Annotated in this window: 16 protein-coding genes; 7 read left to right on the top strand and 9 right to left on the bottom strand. The window is 67.6% G+C overall.

Translation table 11 applies throughout. The features are described from left to right. Positions 1–22: 22 nt before the first annotated feature. Together ACSFBE_RS08480 and ACSFBE_RS08475 are read right to left on the bottom strand one after the other, a co-directional pair. Positions 23–691: an HAD family hydrolase gene (locus ACSFBE_RS08480; RefSeq protein ID WP_435489934.1), complete on the bottom strand. Its 669-nt coding sequence runs from the start codon at positions 689–691 to the stop codon at positions 23–25. Next, on the bottom strand, positions 688–1,716 hold the full coding sequence (locus ACSFBE_RS08475; protein ID WP_435489933.1) for an RluA family pseudouridine synthase: 1,029 nt from the start codon (positions 1,714–1,716) through the stop codon (positions 688–690). The genes ACSFBE_RS08480 and ACSFBE_RS08475 overlap by 4 nt, the downstream gene beginning before the upstream one ends. A 547-nt stretch (positions 1,717–2,263) precedes the next feature. Between ACSFBE_RS08475 and ACSFBE_RS08470 the strand changes: the two genes are divergently transcribed. From ACSFBE_RS08470 to ACSFBE_RS08445, 6 genes are all read left to right on the top strand, one after another. Continuing rightward, positions 2,264–5,290, top strand: coding sequence for an Rne/Rng family ribonuclease (locus tag ACSFBE_RS08470; RefSeq protein WP_435489932.1), 3,027 nt, complete (start codon positions 2,264–2,266; stop codon positions 5,288–5,290). Positions 5,291–5,736: 446 nt separating this feature from the next. Further along, a complete protein-coding gene (locus ACSFBE_RS08465; protein WP_435489931.1) occupies positions 5,737–6,459 on the top strand; it encodes a sugar transferase in 723 nt (240 codons plus the stop codon). 159 nt (positions 6,460–6,618) lie between these two features. Next, complete coding sequence (fcl, locus tag ACSFBE_RS08460) at positions 6,619–7,587, top strand: GDP-L-fucose synthase (protein WP_435489930.1); 969 nt, start codon at positions 6,619–6,621, stop codon at positions 7,585–7,587. Positions 7,588–7,612: 25 nt separating this feature from the next. Beyond that, positions 7,613–8,641 carry a hypothetical protein gene (locus tag ACSFBE_RS08455; protein WP_435489929.1) on the top strand — a complete coding sequence of 343 codons (1,029 nt, stop codon included), beginning with the start codon at positions 7,613–7,615 and terminating at the stop codon, positions 8,639–8,641. Positions 8,642–8,651: 10 nt separating this feature from the next. Further along, positions 8,652–10,016, top strand: coding sequence for an O-antigen ligase family protein (locus ACSFBE_RS08450; protein ID WP_435489928.1), 1,365 nt, complete (start codon positions 8,652–8,654; stop codon positions 10,014–10,016). Between the two features lie 42 nt (positions 10,017–10,058). Beyond that, positions 10,059–11,291 carry a glycosyltransferase WbuB gene (locus tag ACSFBE_RS08445; RefSeq protein WP_435489927.1) on the top strand — a complete coding sequence of 411 codons (1,233 nt, stop codon included), beginning with the start codon at positions 10,059–10,061 and terminating at the stop codon, positions 11,289–11,291. A gap of 124 nt (positions 11,292–11,415) precedes the next feature. Here ACSFBE_RS08445 and ACSFBE_RS08440 read toward each other — a convergent pair whose 3' ends face one another. Genes ACSFBE_RS08440 through hemC form a run of 7 tightly spaced genes read right to left on the bottom strand, consistent with a single transcriptional unit; the run spans position 11,416 to position 19,554 of the window. Beyond that, positions 11,416–13,671 carry a polysaccharide biosynthesis tyrosine autokinase gene (locus ACSFBE_RS08440; protein WP_435489926.1) on the bottom strand — a complete coding sequence of 752 codons (2,256 nt, stop codon included), beginning with the start codon at positions 13,669–13,671 and terminating at the stop codon, positions 11,416–11,418. Beyond that, entirely contained in the window at positions 13,671–14,108 is a 438-nt protein-coding gene (locus ACSFBE_RS08435) for a low molecular weight protein-tyrosine-phosphatase (protein WP_435490007.1), read from the bottom strand. Before ACSFBE_RS08435 ends, ACSFBE_RS08440 begins: the two co-directional genes overlap by 1 nt. Before the next feature lie 12 nt (positions 14,109–14,120). Continuing rightward, on the bottom strand, positions 14,121–15,431 hold the full coding sequence (locus tag ACSFBE_RS08430; RefSeq protein ID WP_435489925.1) for a polysaccharide biosynthesis/export family protein: 1,311 nt from the start codon (positions 15,429–15,431) through the stop codon (positions 14,121–14,123). Positions 15,432–15,487: 56 nt separating this feature from the next. Further along, positions 15,488–16,768 carry a heme biosynthesis protein HemY gene (locus tag ACSFBE_RS08425; RefSeq protein WP_435489924.1) on the bottom strand — a complete coding sequence of 427 codons (1,281 nt, stop codon included), beginning with the start codon at positions 16,766–16,768 and terminating at the stop codon, positions 15,488–15,490. Between the two features lie 14 nt (positions 16,769–16,782). Next, positions 16,783–17,805: a uroporphyrinogen-III C-methyltransferase gene (locus tag ACSFBE_RS08420; protein WP_435490006.1), complete on the bottom strand. Its 1,023-nt coding sequence runs from the start codon at positions 17,803–17,805 to the stop codon at positions 16,783–16,785. A 56-nt stretch (positions 17,806–17,861) separates the two neighbouring features. Further along, positions 17,862–18,635, bottom strand: coding sequence for a uroporphyrinogen-III synthase (locus ACSFBE_RS08415; RefSeq protein ID WP_435489923.1), 774 nt, complete (start codon positions 18,633–18,635; stop codon positions 17,862–17,864). A 13-nt stretch (positions 18,636–18,648) separates the two neighbouring features. After that, the gene (hemC, locus tag ACSFBE_RS08410; RefSeq protein ID WP_435489922.1) at positions 18,649–19,554 is read right to left on the bottom strand and encodes a hydroxymethylbilane synthase; all 906 of its coding nucleotides are present in this window, start codon (positions 19,552–19,554) and stop codon (positions 18,649–18,651) included. Between the two features lie 98 nt (positions 19,555–19,652). On the opposite strand from hemC, the gene ppc reads away from it, so the two are divergent. Further along, positions 19,653–22,529 (top strand): phosphoenolpyruvate carboxylase, encoded by a 2,877-nt coding sequence (gene ppc, locus ACSFBE_RS08405; protein ID WP_435489921.1) that lies wholly within the window; start codon positions 19,653–19,655, stop codon positions 22,527–22,529. Positions 22,530–22,563 lie beyond the last annotated feature (34 nt).

Genomic DNA, 22,563 nt, shown 5'->3' with positions numbered 1-22,563 from the left:
GCAACTGCGGGCGCCGGCTGACTCAGGCATTGAGGCGCAGCCAGGCGGCCAGGTCGTCGACCGAATGGGCGATGTGCAAGGGAGTCAGGACCCCAAAGCTCTCCGGTTCGTGTGCGCCGTAGCTCACGCCCACGCTGGCGCAGCCGGCGTTGATCGCGAGTTGGAGATCGTGCGTGGTGTCGCCGATCATCAGCGTCCGTTCGGGCGTCACGTCCAGTTCCTCCATCAACTCGAGCAGCATGCGTGGATGCGGCTTGCCGTGGGTCTCGTCCGCCGTGCGGGAGCCGTCGAAGCGGTGGCGCATCGGTGCGCCGGCCAGGGCTTCGTTCAAGCCGCGCCGCGACTTGCCCGTCGCGACGGCCAGCAGATGGCCGCGCGCCTTGAGCGCGTCGAGCATCGGCAGCACGCCGTCGAACAGCACGACGTCGTCCTGGTGCTGCAGGTAGTGGTAACGGTAGCGCGCGCCCAGCTCGGAATATTTTTCGCGCGGCACGTCGGGGGCCGCGCGTGCCAGCGCTTCGGCCAAGCCCAGCCCGATCACCCAGGCAGCGTCGCGTTCGTTCGGCTTGGCGCCGCCGACGTCGACCACTGCCGCCTGGATGCAGCGCGCAATGAGCCGCGTGGAGTCGTAGAGGGTGCCGTCCCAATCGAACACGATCAGGTCGAAGCGGCGCGGAGAAGATTCGGTCATGGGGCGGGTGTCGAAAACGGGAGAGTCAAGGCGGCCGTGGCAGCCTGCGGCATCAGGACGGCGAGTTCCGGCGGCAGATTGGCCTGAAGCGCCATGCGCTCGCCGGTCGCGGGGTGGTTGAACTGCAGCCGCCACGCATGCAGGAACATGCGCTTGAGCCCGCACTTCTGCAAGGTCCGGTTGCGTTCGAACTGGCCGTACTTGTCATCGCCGGCGATCGGGTGCCCGGCGGAGGCCAGGTGCACTCGAATCTGGTGCGTCCGCCCGGTCTTGATGGTCACGGCCAGCAGCGACATCGGCGTCGCGTCGCCGGGCAGCGTGACCGACGCCAGCACCCGGACCAGCGTGATGGCATGCATCGCGTCGGGATGGTCCTTGGCGACGACGCGCACGCGGCGCTCCCCGTCGGGTAGCAGGTACTTCGCCAAGGGCGCATCCAGCACCTTCTTGTTGGCGGGCCAAGCGCTCTCGACCAGCGCCAGGTAGGTCTTGCCGGTTTCGCGCTCGCGAAACTGATCCTGCAGTGCCGTGAGCGCGCTGCGCTTCTTGGCGACCAGGAGGATGCCGGAAGTTTCGCGGTCGAGCCGGTGCACCAGTTCGAGAAATCGCGCCTGCGGTCGGGCGGTGCGCAGCTGCTCGATGACGCCGAAACTCACGCCGCTGCCGCCATGAACCGCCACGCCGGCGGGCTTGTCGATGGCGAGCAGCGCGTCGTCTTCATATATGAGGGGGAATTCGCGGGCGGGCGCGGGAGGCGTGGCCCCCTCTTCCGAACGCGCTGCCACCCGCACCGGCGGCAGCCGAAGCACGTCGCCGGCCGCGATGCGGGAGTCGGCCTGGGCCCGGCCCTTGTTGATGCGGACCTCGCCCGATCGGATGATCCGGTAGACGTGCGTCTTCGGCACGCCCTTGAGCTGTCGGAACAGGAAGTTGTCCAGCCGCTGCCCGGCCGATTCTTCATCGACCGTCATAAAACGGACTTCGGACGCGCCGGGCTCCGGCTTCGCACCTATAATGTTTTTCACCAGCGCGGTCTTGTAAGTGCTTGATTAAACAGAAGTTTAGAGCACAGTCAGAAGCGCTGGATGGTCGATGCCGCTTTGGCGCTCGAGCCTGCAAACCCCGCGCTAGAGCGCAAAGTGGCAGGCCAGGCGCACAAGTCAAGCCGACGCCCACGAAACACCGATACGGAATACCCAGCCGGCAGGCTCCAAGCTGCCGGCGGATCGAAGCGAGTTCTCTTGTGTTGATGCTGCTGATTCAACTGTGCCTGCGCTGGCCCACCTGGCTGTTGCCAGCGGCCCGCGGCATCGGATCTCCAGCGGCCCGCGCGACCCCTGTCGCGCAGCCAGCCACCCACAACGTGGCGCGTCAACACCACATCGGGCTCGCACCCATCCATGCGCCCCCGCCTCCACTGTCCCTGAGCTGACGCTCGGCGGTCGTCTGCGCTTGCGCGGCGTCCGGCAAACAGTGTGGGTATAGCGGCAATTCCCTGGTTTCGCAGGCGTCGTCCGTGCATCGTTGGCCCGTCATGGGCCGGTAGAACGATACATACAAGGACAACGCATCATGAAGCGGATGCTGATCAATGCCACGCAGGCCGAAGAACGCCGCCTGGCCATCGTCGACGGGCAAAAGCTCCTCGACTACGAAATCGAGATCGAAGGGCGCGAACAGCGCAAGGGCAACATCTACAAGGCGGTCGTGACCCGCGTCGAGCCCTCGCTCGAAGCCTGTTTCGTCGACTACGGCGAAGACCGCCACGGCTTCCTGCCGTTCAAGGAAATCTCCAAGCAGTACTTCGCCGAAGGCGTGTCGGCCAGCCAGGCCCGCATCCAGGACGCGATCCGCGAGGGCCAGGAACTGGTCGTGCAGGTCGAGAAGGAAGAGCGCGGCAACAAGGGGGCGGCGCTGACCACCTTCGTCTCGCTGGCCGGCCGCTATGTCGTGCTGATGCCGAACAACCCGCGCGGCGGTGGTGTTTCGCGCCGCATCGAGGGCGACGACCGGGCCGAGCTCAAGGAAGCGATGGACCAGCTCGAATACCCGAAGGGCATGAGCATCATCGCGCGCACCGCCGGCATCGGCCGCGCGGCACCCGAACTCCAGTGGGACCTGAACTACCTGCTCAAGCTCTGGACCGCCATCGACGGCGCCGCCAAGGGCGGCAAGGGCGCGTTCCTGATCTACCAGGAATCGTCGCTCGTCATCCGCGCTATCCGTGATTACTTCAATCACGACATCGGCGACATCCTGATCGACACCGACGACATCTACGAACAGGCGCAGCAGTTCATGGCGCACGTCATGCCCGAGCATGCCGCCCGCGTGAAGCGCTACCGCGACGACGCGGCGCTGTTCAGCCGCTTCCAGATCGAGCACCAGATCGAATCGGCCTACGCCCGCACGGTGCAACTGCCCTCCGGCGGCGCGATCGTGATCGACCACACCGAGGCGCTGGTGTCCATCGACGTGAACTCGGCCCGCGCCATCAAGGGCGGCGACATCGAAGAGACCGCCACCCGCACCAACCTCGAAGCCGCCGACGAAGTGGCCCGCCAGATGCGCCTGCGCGACCTGGGCGGCCTGATCGTCATCGACTTCATCGACATGGACGAGTCGAAGAACCGCCGGGAGGTCGAAAGCCGCCTGCGCGACGCGCTGCGGCAAGACCGCGCCCGTGTGCAGTTCGGCTCGATCAGCAAGTTCGGCCTGATGGAGATGAGCCGCCAGCGCCTGAAGCCGGCCCTGTCGGAAGGCTCGTCGATCCCCTGCCCCCGTTGCGGCGGCTCGGGCCACATCCGCGACACCGAATCGAGCGCCCTGCAGATCCTGCGGATCATTCAGGAGGAGTGTCTCAAGGACAACACGGCCGCCGTGCACGTCCAGGTGCCCGTGGAGGTCGCCTCGTTCCTGCTGAACGAAAAGCGCCCCGAAATCGCCAAGATCGAGCTCAAGCAGCGCGTCACCGTACTGATGGTGCCGAACAAGACGCTCGAGACGCCGAACTACAAGCTCGAACGCCTGAAGCACGACGATCCGCGTCTCGACCACATCGAAGCCAGCTACAAGATGGCCGACGAGATCGAGGACCCCACCTCGGTCACCCGTCGCTCGCAAGAGCCGACGAACAAGCAGACGCCAGTGATCAAGGGTGTACTGCCGGACGCACCGGCACCCGTCGCGGCTGCCAAGCCTGAACCGGTGCCGAGGCCCGCAGCACCAGCACCCGTCGCAGCACCGGTGGCGGCCCCTGCCCCGGCGGAACGCGGCTTCTTCGGCTTCATCAAGAGCCTGTTCGGCGGCGGCGTTGTGGCGCCAGCGCCCTCGGCCACCCCTGCCAGTGCCATTCCTGTCGAAGCCCCGAAGCCGACACGGCGGGATGGCCGCGGTGGACGCGACGGCGAAGCACGGGGTCCACGCGACGGCGAGCAGCGTCGCGGCAACCGTGGTGAGCGTGGCGAAGGCCGCGGCGCACGCGACGGCGAGCAACGCCGCGGTGGACGCGGTGGCGAACGCCGCACCGGCGAACGCAGCACCGAGACACGCAACGACGCGCAGGTACGCGAAGCACGCGAGCCGCGTGAGCCACGTGAAGCGCGCGAAGGTCGCGCCCCGCGTGAAGGCGAACGTCGCAACGGACGCGGCGAACGCCGCGAAACCGAACGCCCGGTGACCGTGGAAGGCGCCGAAGCAATGCCGGATCAGTTGCTGGCAACCAACACCGGCGCCGATGATGCGCAGGCGCCGGTCGAGCGCGCGCCGCGCGGCCGGGGCGAACGTCGCGACCGCGGCGATCGCAACGGCGAGGCGCGTGAACGCAACAACGGCGAAGCGCCCATGCAGGCACTCCAAGGTGACAACGCTACGGCAGACGCAGCCCCCGAACGCGCACCCCGAGAAGAGCGGGCGCCGCGTGGCGAGGGTCGGCGCGATCGGCGCGGCAACGAAGGTACCGCCCGTGCAGACAGCCAAGCCGGCCAAACGGCCGATGCGGCACCGGAAGGCATCGAGGCGAGCCAGGAGGCTGCGGCCGACTTCTCGCCACGGCGCGAAGGCGAGGAACGACGGGGCCGCTCGCGCGACCGCTACGGCCGCGACCGCCGCGAACGTGCACCGCGCGAAGGCGAAGAGCTTGACGCGGCCCAGCCGGCAACCAGCATCGAGGCCGAATCCGCTGCCGCCCAGGTGCCAGTGGACACGCCTATCGACCTGCCAGCGGCACCACGTCGCGCCGAGCGGGCCGCGCGCCCTGCGATCGAACCGTTCGCCGCAGAAGCCGCAACGGCGTCGACGAACACCGCGCCGACAGCCAATGGCCGGCGTGCCCTGCCGAAGGTGCAGCCGTTCGAACTGCCCCTGGCAGACCTGGCCCAGGTTGCCGAGGGTTCCGGCTTGCAATGGGTCAATTCCGATGCCGAGCGCGTTGCGCAGGTGCGGGCAGCGATTGCCGCCGAGCCCAGGCCGATTCACCTGCCGCGCGAGCGACCGCCAGCTGTGGTTCTCGACGAGGGCCCCCTGGTGTTGGTCGAGACTCGGCGCAATCTGGCGGCGACGACCCTGCCGTTTGAACGCGAGGCGGGCGACGGTCGCTGAGTGACCGCCGGATAGTCCTCGGGAGGCCGCCGCAAAGGCGGCCTCTTCGCTTCTGCTATGTCGGCACCGCTCGCGTGCCAGACGCCACGCCTCACCTGCAGCCCCATTCGAGGCCATGCTGCCGGCTGAACCGCCCAGATCACGGCAAACCGCACCCCGGGACGGATTCAGTCTTTGTGCGTGCTGACACAGTTGTAGGGGATTACCCGAATGCGTGTCATCATGTATCGGTCAGGCGAAAGACTTACTTCTATGCCTAGAATGCTGCACCGCACAATTGATTCACAGTGATGGCGCGCGTGAAGTAATCCACGGTTTCACGTTTGGCGGAAAGTCGTACGGCTTTTGACGATGGGACAAACTAGAACGAATGTGTTCAAATTATTGCCATTAGTATTAAAGCGTTACGCTTCTTCCGCTGTGAAGGAGCCCCCAAGGGGAAAACCATGTTTCGTACCGATTCGACTGCGCAAGGCAATTTGATACGGCGCCATCCGGGCGGCGGAGAGCCATCGTCGCCGCATCCCGTCACCGCCACGCCAAGGCAGCTCACCCGCATGCAGCGGGCTGTGAAGCGAGGCGTCGACATTATTGCTGCGCTGGTCTTCTTTGCCCTGTTCGGCCCGCTGTACCTCGCCGTGGCCCTTGGCGTCGCCATCAGCATGGGGCGACCGGTGCATTTCTGGCAGGTCCGGATCGGCGAAGGTGGCCAGCGTTTCCGCTTCTACAAGTTTCGCTCGATGGTGCGCGACTCTGAAACCATCCTGGACGACTACCTCAGCAAAAACGACGTCGCCCGCACCCAGTGGGATACTTTCCAGAAGCTGGAGAAGGATCCACGCATCACGCCGCTGGGTCGGATCATCCGCAAGATCAGTCTCGACGAACTGCCCCAGTTCTGGAACGTGCTGAAGGGTGACATGAGCTTGATCGGCCCGCGCCCTTGCATGGAACGTCAGCGCAGCCTCTACGGCCGCCATTGGGAGCACTACTGCGCCATGCGTCCCGGCATCACCGGTCTCTGGCAGGTCAGTGGCCGCAATCGCCTGTCCTACGCCCAGCGCGTGGAACTCGACGCCCACTACGTCAACAACTGGTCGCTCTGGTTGGACATCAAGATTCTGGCCAAGACGGCCACCGCCGTGATTTCCGGCGAAGGTTCCCGCTGAGCCCTGCCGCACGGCCCGGCAGACTTCCGGCCCATTGCGAAACAATGGATGATGCGGGTCTGTCCGGACGCCCCGGCTTCAGCGCTGCTGAGCGTTTGACCGCTCAGCTGCCGGAGGACGGCGTCCTTGAAAATGCTTCGCCTCCGAAATCCGACTCTCATGCACTCACTTGACTCTCCCATCTACGTTGCTGGCCACCGCGGCATGGTCGGCAGCGCCATCGTTCGCTGCCTCGAGGCACGCGGCCACACCCGGATCATCACGCGGACGCGCGCCGAACTCGATTTGACCGACCAGGCTGCCGTCCGCGATTTCCTGGCCGAGGAGAAGCCAGAGCAGGTCTACCTGGCGGCCGCCAAGGTGGGCGGCATCCACGCAAACAACACCTATCCGGCAGAGTTCCTCTATGCGAACCTGATGCTCGAGGCCAACGTGATTCACCAGGCGTGGCGCAGTGGCGTGCGGCGGTTGCTGTTCCTCGGTTCGAGCTGCATCTACCCTCGTCTGGCGCCACAACCGATGGCCGAGGATGCATTGCTGACCGGCAAGCTGGAGCCGACGAACGAGCCTTACGCCATTGCCAAGATCGCCGGGATCAAGCTGTGCGAGAGCTACAACCGCCAGTACGGCACCGACTACCGCAGCGTGATGCCGACCAACCTCTACGGGCCCGGCGACAACTACCATCCCGACAACAGCCATGTGCTGCCGGCGCTGATCCGCCGCTTCCACGAAGCGCGCGAGTCCAACGCGTCCGACGTGACCATCTGGGGCACCGGCACGGCGAAGCGCGAATTCCTTTACGTCGACGACATGGCAGCCGCCTGTGTCCACGCCATGAACCTCGAACCGGCCCGCTATGCGGCTTGCACAGAGCCGATGAACAGCCACATCAACGTCGGCAGCGGCGAGGATCTGTCGATTGCCGAACTGGCCCGGCTCGTCGGCGACGTCATCGGCTTCCGGGGCGAGATCCGCATGGACCCCACCAAGCCCGACGGCGCCCCTCGGAAGCTGCTGGACATCACGCGGATGCGCGCGCTGGGCTGGGCACCGCAGGTCGGCCTGCGCGAAGGGATCGAGCGCGCCTACCAAGACTTTCTGTCGCGCTCCCCCGTGGCGGCCTGATTTTTTCGCCGACGCGCGCCTCCCCATGCAAGCCTCTTCGCTTTCCGTGATCCCGCCAGGCGGCGGGGGGGTTCGCGACTATGCGTCGATGATCGCCGGCCCGCTCCACGCGCCGCTTCGGGAACTCACCGCCCAAACCGACACACGCGACTGGTCGGGCGACATGCTGCTGCTTCATTTCAGCGGCTACGGCTTCCAGAAGCGTGGCGTTCCTACCTGGCTGCTGGCCGAGACGGAACGCCTGCGCTCACGCTTCACGCTCTTCGGCGTGATGTTTCACGAGCTCTACGCCTTCGGCCCGCCTTGGCGCTCGGCCTTTTGGCTGAGTGGTGTTCAGCGGCGTATCGCGCGCAAGTTGGCAGGCCAGGCGGACTTCTGGCTGACCAACCGCGACACCGCCGCTCAATGGCTTCGCGTGCAGGCACCGTCGGCGCCCGGCCGGGTGCTGCCCGTTTTTTCCAACGTCGGCGAGCCCGAGGCACTGGAGAACGAGCGCGAAGCCGCCATTGCCGTGTTCGGCAGCGAAGCCATCCGGGCCCAGTCTTATGCCTGGAACAATGGCGAAATCTTCCGCTTCGCGAAGCGCAACAACCTGCGCATCCATGACATCGGCAAGCCGATGCAGGATGCAGCCTTGGCGAACACCTTGGCCGAGGCCGGCGTCGTGAAGCACGGCATGTTGCCGTCCGAGCAGGTGAGCCAGCTACTGGCGAGTGCGCGCTACGGCGCGCTGTGCTATCCGCCCGACCATGTCGGCAAGAGCGGTGTGTTCGCCGCCTATGCCGCACACGGCACCTGCCCGATTCTGCTCTGGAAGGAGTGGGCGCCTTATGATGGCTTGCAGCCCGGGGTGCAATACGCAGCGGGTTTCGCGTCGCTCGATGGCATCAAGGGTCCGGACCCCTGGCTGGTCGGCCGCGCGGCGCGGCGCTGGTACGAACCGCATTGCATCGCAGCGCACGCCGAGGCAGTGCAAGCGTTGTGCAGCGAGGCGCGGGCGGCCACGCAGCGCCCCGTGGCGCCAGGTCCGCTGGCAGCCCGGCAGTCCGCATGAAGGTTCTTCCATGAGCAGCCACGCCCCTACCCACCGCGCCCCCCTCGCCACAGCCGCGCGCACCACGAGCCGCCCCGCAGTGGTCAGCCGTGCGGGACGCATCTTCATGGCCGTCTTCCTGATCATCCTGTTCGAAGGTGCGATCCGGAAATGGGTCGCCTCGTCCGCCACCGTACCGCTCATCCTGTTGCGCGACCTGCTGGCGGTCTATTTGGTGCTGCACGCCTGGCGCAGCGGCCACTTGCGGCGCTACCAGAAGGTATCGACCGCCCTCCTCGCATGGAGTTTGCTGGTCATCGGGTGGGGCTTGATGCAACTGGTCGGTGGTGAGAGTTCGCCCGCCGTCTTTGTCATTGGCTTGCGCTTCTGGCTGTTGTACATCTGGTTTGCCGTGGCCGCAGCCGCCACGATGACCGAGGCCGATTACCGCGCCGCGGTACGCTTGGTCGTGTTCACCATGCTCATCCTCGCGCCCCTGGCCGTGCTTCAGCATTACTCGCCAACCGGCGCCCTCATCAACCGCCAACTCGACGGCGACGAGGAAAGCGTCTTCGTGGCCGTTGCCGGCGTGGTCCGCACCACCGGGACCTTCAGCTTCACCTCGGGCTACGCGAACTTTCTGCTCCTGGTTGCGCCGCTTGTCTTCGGTGTGCTGGGCGCTCGCAAGCGAAATCAGCGGCAACGCCTGTTCGCATTGGTTGCATTCAGCGCCTTCATCATCGGCAGCGTGGTGAGCGGCTCCCGCACCGCGGTTCTTTCGGCCGGTGCGATGATGGCGGCGTACCTTCTCGGCCGCCTGATTTTCGCCCGCACGCGGGACAAGCCCGCCGCGCTGGGCGCCGTCTTGGTCGCCGGGGTCATGGCCGCCGGCTTCCTGCTCTTTTTCTCAGACGCCATTCAGGTCACGCAGCAGCGCTTCGAACAGGCCTCTTCCGACGAAGACTTCCTGGAGCGGCTGACGTCGGTCTTCATCGGCGAGCCCGCGATCTACACCCAGGCGAGTTGGCTCGGCAAGGGGATCGGGGCCGGCTCGAACCTGGCGGCATCGCTCTACCAAGGCGGCGCCAATTTCGCCCTGGCGGAGTCGGAGACCGGCCGCATCGTGCTCGAAGGCGGCTTGCTGGGATTCGCTTTCATGGCGCTCAAGCTCGCGGCCCTGACCGCTGGTCTGGCCTATGCATTGCGCCTGGCCATCGTGCAGCACATCGCCTTTCCGATGGTGCTGTGGATCACGACCGTCCTGTCCCTCATGACCTGGCCTGCCATCGGGCAGCTGACGGCCAATGGCTTCCTCGGCGTGGTGCTCGGCTTCCTCCTCCTCCTCTTCCGATATCCGTCGGGCGACTTCTTCCCGGCGCGTTCCTCGTCCTCGTGAGCCGGGCCGGCCAGATGCCGGGTCTCACGCACCATCGCATCGATGAAACTCCTCGTCTACGGCATCAATTTCGCCCCTGAGCTCACCGGCATCGGCAAGTACACCGGCGAAATGGTTGCCTGGCTGGTCGCCCGCGGCCACGACGTGCGGGTGGTCACTGCGCCACCGTACTATCCGGACTGGCAGGTCCGCGCTGGCTACAGCGCCGTTCGCTACACCCGCGAGACGTGGGCTGGCGCCCAGGTCTTTCGCACGCCGCTGTGGGTACCGCGCAAGGTCAACGGCACACGCCGCCTGCTGCACCTGGCGAGCTTCGCGATCGCCAGCGTGCCGGCACTGCTGGCGCAGTGGCGCTGGAAGCCCGACGTGGTCTGGATGACCGAGCCGCCGCTCTTCTGCACACCGGCAGGCCTGCTCTTCGCGCGCCTGCGATCGGCCCGCAGCTGGCTGCACATCCAGGACTACGAGGTCGATGCAGCCTTCGAACTGGGCCTGCTCAAGGGCGCGCGCCTGCGAACGGCGGTAACGCGTGCCGAGCGCAGCCTGCTGCGGTGCTTCGACCGCGTGTCGACGATTTCGCAACGCATGCTGGAGCGCGCGCGCAGCAAGGGCGTGGCAGCCGACCGGCTGCTGTCCTTTCCCAACTGGGCCGATGTGTCGGCGATTCGCCCCCTTCTCGGGCCCAGCCCGTACCGACGCGAACTCGGCATTTCAGACGATGCAGTGGTGGCGCTCTATTCAGGCAACATGGGCGCCAAGCAGGGGCTGGAACTGCTGGCCGATCTGGCACTGCAGACGCAGCACCATCCCGACATCGTCTTCGTTTTCTGCGGCAACGGCGCCGGGCGCGAGGGCCTGATGGCCCGCTGCGCGGGTCTGCGCAACGTTCGCTTCCTGGACCTGCAGCCAGTCGACCGGCTCGGTGATCTGCTGGGACTGGCCGATGTGCACTTGCTGCCGCAACGTGCCGATGCCGCGGACCTCGTGATGCCGTCGAAGCTGACGGGCATGCTCAGCAGCGGCCGGCCGGTGCTGGCGGGCACACGGCCCGACACCGAACTGGGCCGGGTGGTCGCTCAGTGCGGCCGCATCGTGCCACCCGAGGATGCCGCGGCATTCGCCACCGCCCTGCATGCACTGGCCTCCGATCTCGAACTCCGTCGCGAACTGGGCGAACGCGCACGGCGCTTCGCGGAAGAGCAGTTCGACCGCGATGCGGTGTTGACTCGCTTCGAGCGCGACCTGCAGGACTGCATCGCGCAAGGACGACGCTGACGCCGGACCGTCAGGTCTCTCGATGGGGCTCGATGGCGCCCAAAGAAAAAGACCGCCTCGGCGGTCTTTTTCTTTGGCATCCGCACCTTGCGGTGCAGTCGGGACGCATCGCATCCCCTTCCGGCTACTGCTCTTCCGGCAGGATGCTCTCGTAGTTGTAGTTCGTGTAGCGATAGCGACCGTACTTGTAGGCGCTGTAAGCCCGCTTGTCGACGTTCATCGCATTCAGGAGCACCCCCGTCGCAGCCCGTCCACCCAGCGACAGGCGACGGACGCTTTCCCTCAGCTCGCCCATGGTCGACTGATCGGCGCGCGCGACCAGCAGCACCGTGCCGGCGTGCATCGCGACCGTCATCGTGTCCGCAGCGACCAGCACCGGGGGCGTGTCGATGACCACCAGGTCATAGAGCTCCGACAGGCGCTCCAAGGTGGCCTTGAACGAATCCGACACCAGCAGTTCGGACGGGTTCGGTGGCAGTTGGCCGGTGGCCAGGAAGTCGAGGTCGGGCACGACCTGGCGATGCACCGTCTGCTGCACGGTCAGACTGCCGGCGATCAGCTCCGACAAGCCCCCATGGCGTTGCAGCCCGAAGTACTGGTGCGCGTGGCCGCGCCGCAGGTCGGCGTCGATCAGCAGTGTGCGCTTGCCGGCGGCGGCCATGAGCGCGGCGAAGTTGGCCGAGACAAAGCTCTTGCCGAGCCCTGGCGTCGCGCCGGTGATCAGCACGCGATTGTTCGGCGACTCGAGCATCGCGAACTGCATCGCCGTGCGCAGGCTGCGCAGGCTTTCGACCGCCGGATCGTCGGGGTGCTCGATGGCCAGAAGCCGCACGCCGGTCGCACCGGTGAGCCGTCGCTTGGCGATGGCATCTTGCGCGCCACTCATCGGAATCGTGGAGAACACCGGCAGGCCCGTGTGCGTCTCGACCTCGTGCGGATCGCGGATGCGCTGTTCGATGAAGGCATTGCGCAGGAACGCGACAACCACGCCCAGGAAGAGGCCGAGCGCCAGCGCCGCGCCGATGATCACCTTGCGATTCGGCTTGACCGGCACCTCCGGCACCACCGCCTCATCGAGCACACGCACGTTGCCGACCTTGCCCTCCTTGACGAGGCGCAACTGCAGCGCGTTGTTCAGCAGCGACTGGTACAGCTCGGTGTTGACCTTCACGTCACGCTCCATGCGCACCGCTTCCTGCTGAATCGCAGGGAGCCCCTTGATGCGCGTCTGGATGTTCCCGATCTCTCGCTGCAGCGCAGCGATCTGCGCGTCCAGCGTCTGCACCGATGGGTGCGCGGCGGTGAAGCGGCTCTCAAGGTCGCGTCGACGCTGCTGCGCATCAAGCAGGCGGGTCTGGCGGTCGACCGACTCCGTGAGGACGGCCGTCGCCTCCTCATTGAAGGCCACCGTGGCCTTCTGGTTGCGGAAACGGTTGTAGACCTCCTCCGAAGCCTCCAACTGCTTCTTGAACTGCGGCAGCTGCACATCCAGGAACGCCAATGTCTTCTGAGCCTCGGCGGCCTTGCGTTCGATGTTCTGGCGCACGTACTGGGCACCGACGGCGTTCAGCACGCGGGTGATCTTGTAGGGGTCCACGCCCATCATCGACACCGCGATGATGCCGGAGGTCTTGCCGCGCTCGGCCAGCGCAATCCCCGACTGCACCCCGGCGACGGTCGGCAGCTTGCCGGAACGCACCAGGTCGAACTCGGCACCCGCCTTGCCGGCGAGGACGTCCACCTGCAGCGCGATCGGACCCTCCTCGGTCTGTGCGTTGAGCAGCGCGCCGACAGTGCCGGTCAGCGGTGCCGCCAGGCGCGGATGCTCGAGCGTGTACTGCCCACCGCCCTTGGCCGTCACCCGGAACAAGGCGCCTTCGAGCGGCACGGGCACGTCGAACTGCGACACCACGATACGCTCGGTGCCCGACACATAGCCCTGCATGCCCAGGAAACCCGGGTCGGACAAGGCGTTGGAACGCCGCGCCAGCCAGCCGCCGATGTAGGGGATGTAGCGCGGGCTGCTCGAGATGTAGAGCTTGGTGGCCTCGACCGCCGGTGCCACCACCATGCGCGAGCGGATGATTTCCATCTCGGCAGTCGTTGGCGTCCGGATGTCGAACAGTCCAGCCGCCTCGCCCAGCACGCCCTTGCTGTTGCCGCCCTCGGTGTCCTCGACCTGGATCAGCACCTCCGTCTGGTAGACCGGGCGCTCCAGGAGTGCATAGGCCGTCCCGATCGCCAGCACGGCGAGCGTGATGGCAAGGATCAGCCACTTGTGCGCCAGCAGCACATCGACATAGCGGCCGACATCGAGATCGTTGTCGTCATCGCTGACGGCCGGCACGGCGCTGGTGGAATGGGGGAAGGAGGAATTCATCAACTGGACACTCTTGAAATGCGTTGGACCCACTGCTGCACGCCGTTTTCGATGAGCGCGAAGGATGTGCGAAAGGCGCTGTCACCGGCACGGTACGGATCGGGCACGTCCTGCCCCGAGCGTTCGCCCAAGCGGAACACACGGCCGAGGGCAAAGGGATAGCGCTGCTCGATCTCGCGCCGCTGCCCGCCGTCCATCACGAGGATGAGATCGGCACGCCGGCACATGTCGCTCTGCAGCTGCTGGGCACGGTGGGCATCGATGCTCAATCCACGTTCCTTCATGAGCGCACAGGCGATCGGGTCGGCACCCTGGCCGACCAGCGCACCCAGGCCCGCGGAGACGACCTGGCGATCGGGCATGGCCGCTTTCACCAGGCCTTCGGCCATGGGACTGCGGCAGATGTTTCCGATGCACACGATGAGGATGTTCCGGATGGACACGGTGGTTCAGTTCGCGGCGCCGCCAACGGGCCGGCTGAGATCACGCACCGTGGTGGCGGTGGCCGTGGACGGCAGGATCAGGTTGATCACGCGGTTCCAGCGCACCAGCGGCACCGGATCGACGAAGACCACGTCCTTGGGACGCAGCGCGAACTGATCGGCCAGCGCCAGCGCCATCGGCGTGCGCGCATCCAGGTGGAACAGTGACTGCCCGCCCTGAGGCTCGTTGCGCACCACATAGATCTGACGCGGGTTGGCCTGGGTCAGGTTCACGCCGCCGACCTCGCTGAGCGCGTCGTTGAGGCTCAGGCGGCCGTTGCGCATCGGAATCGCGGCCTGTTGAGTCACCTCGCCCATGACGGTCACCTTCCGCTCGTCGCGGCCGCGCACCATCACGAGATCGCCGTTCTTGAGCGGGATGCGCGTCGGGTCGATCCCGGCATCCGAGAGGGCCACCAGATCGAGCGGGACGGTTTTGCCGTTGCGTGTCAGGGTGACGAAGGAACGGTCGCCGTTGACGGCGAAGCCACCGGCCCGGTTGATCGCCTCGGCCAGCGTCATCGGAATGTCGGTGAACACCATGAGGCCCGGCGCGCGCACCTCGCCCTCGATGTAGGCGCGCTTGCTGCGGAATGCGGTGACGCGCACGCTGAGCTGCGGATTCTTGAACACGCGCGAGAGACGGCGGACCAGCGTGTCCTCGAGCTCCTGCACCGTCATGCCTGCGGCAGTGACGGGCCCGGCAAACGGAAAGGTCAGCTGACCGGTGTTCGACACGATGAAGCCAGGCGCCGGCGAAATGCTGGCAGCGTCGGCGACGGTGGTCGCCGGCGTGGCGCTGAAGGCGATTTCGGGATGGTCGTAGACCACGATGCCGACCACGTCGCCGGCGCCGATGCGGTAGGCCTCCGCCTCGCCGACCAGGGCCTGGACCTCGGCGGGAACCGGCTTCACCGCGTTGACACGCTGCGCCTTGATCAAGGCCGGCGTGATCGCAGTCAGAGCACCCGCAGGCGGCGGATCGTCATTGGGACCCGAGAAGCCTGTGGGCGACACGGCCTGATCGGCGTCGCCGCTTGCCGAGCTGAAGCCCGGCGCCAAGGGGGCACAGGCTTGCAGCAGCAGCGCTGCCGAAGCGAACAAAGCGGTATGTACTAAGAAACTTTTCAAACCTGGCTCCGCGTTGACCAAAATGAATACTTTTGGAAACAGTTCATACTGTACATCAGCTCCAGACCCCCGTTCAAATTGTTTCTGGGCGTACATCTTTTGACATTCACCTAAACCCGTGAAAATGTCACGGAGGGCGCGCTGCATTTGCGCGCTCTACACGGCGCCGGGGGCCGACCGACCGCCTGGATCGCCCCGAAAAGTCACAAGTCTTCGATCTGCGCGGCCCGTTTCCAGGCTGCCATCGCTTCGGCTGCATCCTCGCGGGCTTCGGCCAGTTCCGCCAGCGCGCGCCAGGCACGTCGATACAACATGGCGTCCTGCAGCGCCATACCGGCCTGCAGGAGCAGTTGCTGCGCCTTGCCCCAGAGCTGACGCTTCATGCACGCCATGCCCGCAAGATACTGCAGGTTGGCATCGCGCGGATTGTTCCGTTGGGCCGATTCGATGCGCGCCAGCCACTCGGCATCGACGGAAGCCAGCCCGGCCTCGAGCGCGCGCACCAATCTCACCCGCAGCGCGGCCCCCAGGCTGTCGGGCTGCGCCACCATCCGCTCCCAGACGGGCAGAAGCCATCCGCGCGCCACCGCCAGGTCGCCGTGCAGCGCCACCATGCGCTGTGCCGCATGGATGGCAACCTCGGGCATCTGGCGCTCGCCCGCCTCCAGATCGGCCCAGCCCCGCATCAGTTGCGTGGCGTCATGAGCGCCCGAGAGCAATTCCACCGCCAAGCCGCGCACGATGCTCTGTGCCGCCGATTCGGAGAAGGCGCGATGCTTGGCCAGCAGGCGGGCGGTCTGAAGTGCTTCGGGCGTGCGGCGTTCCTGCCGCGCTGCCTTCAGATGCAGCCGCAGTGCCAACGTGCGGCGTTGCACGCCCTGCGGCAGCTCCTGCAGCCGTGTCAGCGCTGCCGACGGATCGTGGTCTTCCAGCGCCCAGCGCGCCGAACGCAACTGCACGCCTTCTCGCGTCTCCGGACTCAGTACACCCCGCTCCGCGCTTTCGTTGAGGGCCTGCTGCAGATGCGCATCGCGCGCCGGGCGGTCCTGCAGCGCCTGGGCGCTCTCGGCCGCCAGGAGGTGCGCCAGCACACGCAGCTGCCGCGCCTGCGGCAACGCGACGTCCAGCGCCTCCAGCGTGCGTTCCTGCGCCAACGCGGCCATCGCCGCGCGGCGCGCGCGCGAGAAGCGCCCGGCCATGAGCTGCACCATGGCGTCGAGCAGCGCCGCGTGCAACGCACGCTCCTTCTGCTGCACCCGCCACTGCCGCGCCTGGTGCGGCAGCGAGAACAGCGCGGCCAAGGCGCGCAAGGCACCGTACACCAGGACGAACAGGCTCGTCAGCAGCAACAGCACCAGATTGAGCGACAGGTCGACCCGCCAGGGCGGCCAGAACACGGTGATGGTGCCCTGGTTGTTGCCGGCGAACAGGGCCACCGCCGCAGCGATGCCGAAGAGAGCAAGGAGCCAGAGAGCAGCGCGCATGGGACGGTCGACGCTCAGCGGCCGGCCGCGGCGGTGGCCAGCGCGGCGAGCGTGTCGTCGACGCGCGGCGTCTCGGCCGTGCGCACCTGCAACTGCAACTGCTGCAGCAGGGTCGCGGCGGTCTGTACCCGGCGCGAGGCCGGATCGAAATAGCGGTTGAGCGAGGCCGCCACCAACGCCAGCTCGCTGCGTGCGCTGTCGACCTGGCGCGACAGCAGCGCCAACCGGGCGTTGAGCAGCTTCAGCTTCAGGTTCTCGCGCAGGAAGAAGGTCTGGTCGGGCGCCAGCAGCACCGCCTCGGGCCGTTCGATGCGGCCGACGCGCACCAGCGACCGTGCCTCTCCTTGCACGGTCATCAGGATGCGTTTCCACCAGGGCGCATCGGCCGGAATCGGCTCGGCCTGCCAGGCACTGGGGCCGCCGCTGCGCACACCGACCGCATTGAGGGTCGGCAGGTCGTCGACGCCGCGCATCAGTTCGTCCAGCTTCTGCAGCGCCTCGCCGCCGTCACCGCTGGCGGTCGCCCGCAGGCGGTCGGCGTCGCGCTGGACGGCGCGTTGCAGCGGGGCGAGCCGCGGTTGCGAGGCGCGCGTAATGCGCACGTCGGCCGCCTTGAGCGCCGCCAGCAGCGGTTCGACGTTGCCGGTGACCTGCGCCTGCTGCAGCGCCAGCCGCACCGCCGATTCGATGTCCACCACCAGGTTTTCGTCGCGCGAGCGCGACAGGCTCTGCATCAACTCCTCGAGCTGGGCGCGCTGCAGCGCCACCTCGGCCACGCGGGTTTCGGTCAGGGCCAGCCGGGCGGCGGTGTCGCGCACGGTCTCGTGCGCCTGGCGTGCCAGGGTGCGGGCCTCGAGCGACTGCGCCACCGCGTCGGCGCTCTGGCGCGCCAGCTGCTCCTGCATGCCGCCGACCTTCTGCCACAGCACGATCACCAGCACCAGGGCCAGCAGCGCGATCAGCGCCAGCAGGCCGAGGACGATGCGCGACAGCACCACGACACCGAGCGACGGGAGCGGGCTCACCGCCACCGGCATCGGGGTGCGCGCGACAGGCTCCGGCACGGTTTCATCGGGGGTCGCGGACACGGAACTCATGCGAAGGATTCTATCGACGCGACCAATGCCGCCAGCCCCGGCGGCGAGAGCGTCACCCGACCGAAGCCGGCTGCCCGCGCCGCCTCGCCGATGCGGGGATGCGTCGCGATGGCGAAGGCGCCGTGCCAATCGAGCGCCGGCATGGCCCGGCACAGGTTCGCGATGCCTTCGGAACTGCTGAACAGCCAGAGCGAGCCATCGCCGGCGGCCTGCGCGGCCAACCGGCGCTCGTCCTCGCCGAAGGCCGGCACGCAGCGGCGGTAGGACGCCACGGCGCTGGGCTCGCCCCCAGCCGCTTCGATCTGGCGCACCAGCCAGTCGCGTCCAGTCGGCCGCCCGTCGGCATCGCCGCCGCGCACGATCATCACGCGGCTGCCCGCGCCAACCTGCGAATGCACGACCGACCAGAGCGCTTCGGAATCGAAGGAGGCCGCGCCCTCGGGCGGCGCATCGATGCGGTCTTCCGGCACACCGGCCTCGCGCAGGGCGCGCACCGTGCCGGGGCCGGTGGCCCAGCAGCGCGTCGCGCTGCGCGCCAGCGCCGGGGCCGCGCCGGCATCCATGAAATGCGACACCGCCGCCGCGCTCACGAACATCAGCGCCTGCTGGTTGCCCGCCTGGCGGCGCGCCGCCTCCAGTGCCTGCCGGTCGTCCAGCGCCTCGATCGCGATCAGCGGCAGCGCCACGGCGGCGAAGCCGGCGGCCTGCAGCGCGTCGAGCCAGCGCGACGCTTCGTGCGCCGGTCGGGTGACGATGACGCGTCGGCTCATCCGCGCAGCGGCTTCAATGTGCGCCGGCGGCCTGCAGGCGGGCAGCGGCAAGGTCGCCCAGGGCCTGGGCCTGCGTGGCATTGGCGACGGGCTGCTGCGCCTCCACGTGCACCAGCGCACCGGTGCCCTCCGGGTCGCCCCAGGCCGCTTCGATGCGCAGCGTGCCATCCGGCTGCCAACGCGCATGCGCCGCCAGCGGCATCGAGCAGCTGCCCCCCATCGCGCGGCTGACGGCGCGTTCGGCGGCGGTGGCCAGCGCATCGGGCCGATGCATCAGGGGCGCCAGCAGCGCGATCAGGTCGGCCCGATCGGCGCGCACCTCGATGCCCAGCGCGCCCTGCCCGGCCGCCGGCAGCATCGTCTCGGGCTCGAAGGCGGTGCGGATGCGGCTTTCGAGGCCGAGCCGCTTCAGGCCGGCAGCCGCCAGGATGATGCCGTCGTACTGGCCCTCGTCGAGCTTGCGCAGCCGGGTGTCGAGGTTGCCGCGCAGCGGTTCGATGCGCAGGTCGGGCCGCAGCGCGCGCAACAGCACCACACGGCGCAGGCTTGACGTGCCGACGACGGCACCCTGCGGCAGCGCGTCGAGGGTTGCGTAGTTGGGCGAGACGAAGGCATCGCGCGGGTCTTCGCGCTCGAGCACGCAGGCCAGCACGAAGCCCTCGGGCAGGTCCATCGGCACGTCCTTGAGCGAATGCACCGCGATGTCGGCGCGCCCCTCTTCGAGCGCCAGTTCGAGTTCCTTGACGAACAGGCCCTTGCCGCCGACCTTGCTGAGCGAACGGTCCAGGATCTGGTCGCCGCGGGTGGTCATGCCGAGCAGGCTGACCGAGTGGCCTCGTTCTTGCAGCAGCCGTTGCACGTGCTCGGCTTGCCACAGGGCCAGACGGCTTTCGCGCGTCGCGATCACGATGTTGCTCAAGGCCGGATTCCAGTGGTGAAGAAGACCTATGGGATGCTAGCATGTTGCGCCGCAACAACGCAGGCGGCGCACCCTTCCAAAACGAGGAGATGACGCGAATGACGACAGGCAAGAAGGCGCTGGCTACCGCCGCCAAGCAGGCACCCAAGCGGGCCCGCAGCGAAGACCAGCCGCTCATCGACGACATCCGGCTGCTCGGCCGGATCCTCGGCGACGTGATCCGCGAGCAGGAGGGCAAGGACACCTACGAGCTGGTCGAGAAGGTCCGCACGCTGTCGGTCGCCTTCCGGCGCGATGCCGACCATGCCGCCGACCGCGCACTCAAGCAACTGCTCAAGGGCCTGAGCGCGGTCGAGACGGTGCGCGTGATCCGCGCCTTCACCTACTTCAGCCACCTGGCCAACCTGGCGGAAGACCGCCACCAGATCCGCCGCCGCACCGAGGACGAACGCGCCGGCGAAAGCGCCGACGGCAGCCTCGCGACCGCACTCGCGCGCATCCGCAAGGCCGGCGTGTCGCCTGCCGCCGTGGTCGAGTCGCTGGCCCACAGCTACGTCTCGCCGGTGCTCACCGCGCACCCGACCGAGGTGCAGCGCAAGAGCATCCTCGATGCCGAGCGCGCCATCGCGCAGCTGCTCACCGCGCGCGACGAGATCGGATGGCGCCGCCAGGCCTTCGCCGGCAAGAAGGACGCGCTCACGCCGCTGGAGTACGCCGAGAACGAAAACCAGATCCGCATCCGCGTCACCCAGCTGTGGCAAACCCGCTTGCTGCGCTTCTCCAAGCTCACCGTGGCCGACGAGATCGAGAACGCGCTGAGCTACTACGAAGCGACCTTCCTGCGCGAAATCCCGCGCGTCTACGCCGAGCTCGAACGCGCGCTCGGCCACGACGGCATCGCGCCCTTCCTGCGCATGGGCCAATGGATCGGCGGCGACCGCGACGGCAACCCCAACGTGACCGCCGAGACGCTGGAATATGCGCTGCGCCGCCAGGCCGAGCTGGTGCTGCGCCACTACCTGACCGAAGTGCACTACCTCGGCGGCGAGCTGTCGCTGTCGGCCACGCTGGTCGACGTGTCGGTCGAGATGCAGGCGCTGGCCGAGCGCTCGCCCGACCACAACGAGCACCGCGTCGACGAGCCCTACCGCCGCGCGCTGACCGGCGTGTATTCGCGCCTGGCCGCCACGCTGCGCGAGCTGACCGGCGGCGAGGCGGCGCGCCATGCGGTCGCCCCGCAGAACCCGTATCCGAACGCGGAGGAATTTCTCGCCGACCTGCGCACCATTGCCGAATCGCTGACCGACAAGCACGGCGCCGCACTGATCGCACAGCGCCTGGGCCCGCTGATCCGCGCGGTCGAGGTGTTCGGTTTTCACCTGGCCACCGTCGACCTGCGCCAGAGCTCGGACAAGCACGAGGCGGTGGTGGCCGAGCTGCTGGCCAAGGCGCGCATCGAGCCCGACTACGCCGCGCTGGCCGAAGACGCCAAGCAGACGCTGCTGCTGCGCCTGCTCGACGAAGCGCGCCCGCTGCGTGTACCGGATGTGGAGTACGCGCCGCTCACGCAGAGCGAGCTCGCCATCTTCGCGGCCGCCCGCGCCTCGCGCGCGCGCTACGGTGCCGCCGCCATCCGCCACTACATCATCAGCCACACCGAGACGGTGAGCGACCTGCTCGAGGCATTGCTGCTGCAGAAAGAGGTCGGCCTGCTGCGCGGCACGCTGGACGAGAACGCCACCAACGACCTCATCGTGGTGCCGCTGTTCGAAACCATCGAAGACCTGCGCAACGCCGCGCCCATCATGCGGGCCTTCTACGCGCTGCCCGGCATCAAGGCGTTGATCCAGCGCTCGGGTGCGCTGCAGGACGTGATGCTCGGCTACAGCGACAGCAACAAGGACGGCGGCATCTTCACCAGCAACTGGGAGCTCTACCGCACCGGGCTCGCCCTGGTGGCGCTGTTCGACGACCTGAACGGTGCGAACAGCAGCAAGAAAAAGGACAAGTCGCGGGAGCCGCCGATCCGGCTTCGCATGTTCCACGGACGCGGCGGCACGGTCGGGCGCGGCGGCGGCCCGAGCTACCAGGCCATCCTCGCGCAGCCGCCCGGCACGGTGCGCGGGCAGATTCGTTTGACGGAGCAAGGCGAGGTGATCGGCTCGAAGTACGCCAACCGCGAGATCGGCCGGCGCAACCTCGAAACGCTGGTCGCCGCCACGCTCGAAGCCACGCTGCTGCCCATGGCCAAGGCGCCGCCGACCGCCTTCCTGTCGGCCGCGGGCGAGCTGTCGTCGGCCAGCATGGCGGCCTACCGGCATCTGGTCTACGAGACACCCGGCTTTGGCGACTACTTCTTCAGCGCGACGCCGATCCGCGAGATCGCCGAGCTCAACATCGGCTCACGGCCGGCGTCGCGCAATCCGAGCCGCAGCATCGAGGACCTGCGCGCCGTGCCCTGGAGCTTCAGCTGGGGCCAGTGTCGGCTCACGTTGCCGGGCTGGTACGGCTTTGGATCGGCCATCGAGCAGTTCGTCGCGGGTGGCGCCCATGCGGCGGAGAAGAAGGAACGCCAGGCGCTGCTGCAGCGCATGTACGTGCAATGGCCCTTCTTCCGCACGCTGCTGTCGAACATGGACATGGTGCTGGCCAAGAGCGACCTGGCGCTCGCGTCGCGCTATTCGGAACTGGTGGCTGACCGCAAGCTGCGTCAGAAAGTCTTCGGGATGATCGAGGCCGAATGGCACCGCACCTCGGACGCGCTCACGCTCATCACCGGCAGCCGCCAGCGCCTCGAGGGCAATGCCGAACTGCAGCGCTCGGTGCGGCACCGCTTCCCCTACATCGACCCGCTGCACCATCTGCAGGTCGAGCTGATGCGGCGCTACCGCGCGGGCGAAGGCGGCGAGCGGCTGCAGCGCGGCATCCACATTTCGATCAACGGGGTGGCGGCCGGGCTGCGCAACACGGGCTGAATTCGACACTCGGGCGGCGTGCGTTCACGCAGTG

Source organism: Variovorax sucrosi (genome assembly GCF_051216635.1).
In the GTDB taxonomy this organism is placed as follows: Bacteria; Pseudomonadota; Gammaproteobacteria; order Burkholderiales; family Burkholderiaceae_C; genus Variovorax.
Note: the sequence above shows the minus strand (reverse complement) of the source record. Positions and strands in the feature narration are given on the sequence as shown.

Excerpts from the sequence above, each read along its gene's own strand:
- ACSFBE_RS08480 (WP_435489934.1), bottom strand. The coding sequence starts at position 691 with ATGACCGAATCTTCTCCGCGCCGCTTCGACCTGATCGTGTTCGATTGG.
- ACSFBE_RS08470 (WP_435489932.1), top strand. The coding sequence starts at position 2,264 with ATGAAGCGGATGCTGATCAATGCCACGCAGGCCGAAGAACGCCGCCTG.
- ACSFBE_RS08465 (WP_435489931.1), top strand. The coding sequence starts at position 5,737 with ATGTTTCGTACCGATTCGACTGCGCAAGGCAATTTGATACGGCGCCAT.
- fcl (WP_435489930.1), top strand. The coding sequence starts at position 6,619 with ATGCACTCACTTGACTCTCCCATCTACGTTGCTGGCCACCGCGGCATG.
- ACSFBE_RS08455 (WP_435489929.1), top strand. The coding sequence starts at position 7,613 with ATGCAAGCCTCTTCGCTTTCCGTGATCCCGCCAGGCGGCGGGGGGGTT.
- ACSFBE_RS08450 (WP_435489928.1), top strand. The coding sequence starts at position 8,652 with ATGAGCAGCCACGCCCCTACCCACCGCGCCCCCCTCGCCACAGCCGCG.
- ACSFBE_RS08445 (WP_435489927.1), top strand. The coding sequence starts at position 10,059 with ATGAAACTCCTCGTCTACGGCATCAATTTCGCCCCTGAGCTCACCGGC.
- ACSFBE_RS08440 (WP_435489926.1), bottom strand. The coding sequence starts at position 13,671 with ATGAATTCCTCCTTCCCCCATTCCACCAGCGCCGTGCCGGCCGTCAGC.
- ACSFBE_RS08430 (WP_435489925.1), bottom strand. The coding sequence starts at position 15,431 with ATGCAGCGCGCCCTCCGTGACATTTTCACGGGTTTAGGTGAATGTCAA.
- ACSFBE_RS08425 (WP_435489924.1), bottom strand. The coding sequence starts at position 16,768 with ATGCGCGCTGCTCTCTGGCTCCTTGCTCTCTTCGGCATCGCTGCGGCG.
- ACSFBE_RS08420 (WP_435490006.1), bottom strand. The coding sequence starts at position 17,805 with ATGCCGGTGGCGGTGAGCCCGCTCCCGTCGCTCGGTGTCGTGGTGCTG.
- ACSFBE_RS08415 (WP_435489923.1), bottom strand. The coding sequence starts at position 18,635 with ATGAGCCGACGCGTCATCGTCACCCGACCGGCGCACGAAGCGTCGCGC.
- ppc (WP_435489921.1), top strand. The coding sequence starts at position 19,653 with ATGACGACAGGCAAGAAGGCGCTGGCTACCGCCGCCAAGCAGGCACCC.